This is a genomic window from Rhizobacter sp. P1_G5 (assembly GCF_056405435.1).
Map to the genome: position 1 here is coordinate 1 of NZ_JBFUCB010001070.1, position 1,004 is coordinate 1,004.

1 protein-coding gene and 1 pseudogene are annotated in these 1,004 nt (G+C 68.7%); one reads left to right on the forward strand and one right to left on the reverse strand.

Features of this window, described 5'->3' with window-relative positions:
* A pseudogene (locus AC1D12_RS34065) lies at positions 1-674 on the reverse strand (hypothetical protein); the annotation flags it as partial.
* A gap of 130 nt (positions 675-804) precedes the next feature.
* On the opposite strand from AC1D12_RS34065, the gene AC1D12_RS34070 reads away from it, so the two are divergent.
* On the forward strand, positions 805-1,004 hold a 200-nt coding region (locus AC1D12_RS34070; protein ID WP_477845486.1), incomplete at its 3' end, for a CHC2 zinc finger domain-containing protein.

A 1,004-nucleotide genomic window follows, 5' to 3' on the forward strand; every position in this document is an offset into this window, starting at 1 on the left:
ACCTGGGAGACCATCACCAGCGCCTCTTCGACATCAGGCTCCGGCGCGGCGGCGAGTGCAGGCGGCGCGGCCGCATCGGGCATCGCCGTGGCACCACTGCGGGCGTGGGCCGCTGCGCTGTTCGCCAGGCGGGCCGCTTCGTTGTCGACGCTGGAGACCGGCACGGCCTGCGCGGCAGGCTGAATGGCCTGGACGGCCTGCGTGGCGGCCGGCGCCGGGGCGATGCGCCCGACCGCTGCTGGTGCGGGTGTCGGCGAAACGGCCGCCCCTTCGGCACTACCCTCGCCCACCTTCGCGACGCGTGCGGCCGGTGCCGGTCTGGGTGCATTGGCAACCGGCGCGGGTGCGGGCGGCTTGACGTCGTCCTTGCCGTCGCGGACTTTGCGGGGCTTGTCCGAGTGGATCATGATCCAGCGGAAGACGTTCTCCGCCTCGCGCTTGGAGCGCTCGCTCGGGGCCGACTCTTCCTTGGCGGCAGGCGCCGATGCTGCCTGYGCGCGGGCCGCCTGCCAGGCGCACATCAGCCCGGAAGCCAGCAGTGCGAGGCAGAGTGTGCGAGGCGAGAAAGTACGAGGCAAGAGCCGCAAACGCGCCTGTTCCGGCGTCGAATTGATCTGCACACGATTCCTTCCGAGAGTCTTGACGTGCCCCAACGACACGGCATCGAGTTCCACGGTGCAAAAAGTGTACCGAGCATGGTCACCCTTGCGTCAATCGGTAACTGCCCGGGAAGACGGTGCCGTGCGAAGCTGCACAAGTCGCGGGTCGGGGTCTTCCCCCGGGGCGGTTCGATAGACTCGCGGGGTGATCCCGCCGAGCTTCATCCAGGAACTGCTGTCCCGCATCGACGTCGTCGAAGTCGTCGGCCGCCATGTGCAGCTGAAGAAGGCCGGCATCAACCACAAGGGCCTGTGCCCGTTCCACGGCGAGAAGACGCCGAGCTTCACCGTGAGCCCGACGCGCCAGACCTATCACTGCTTCGGCTGCGGCGTGCACGGCAATGC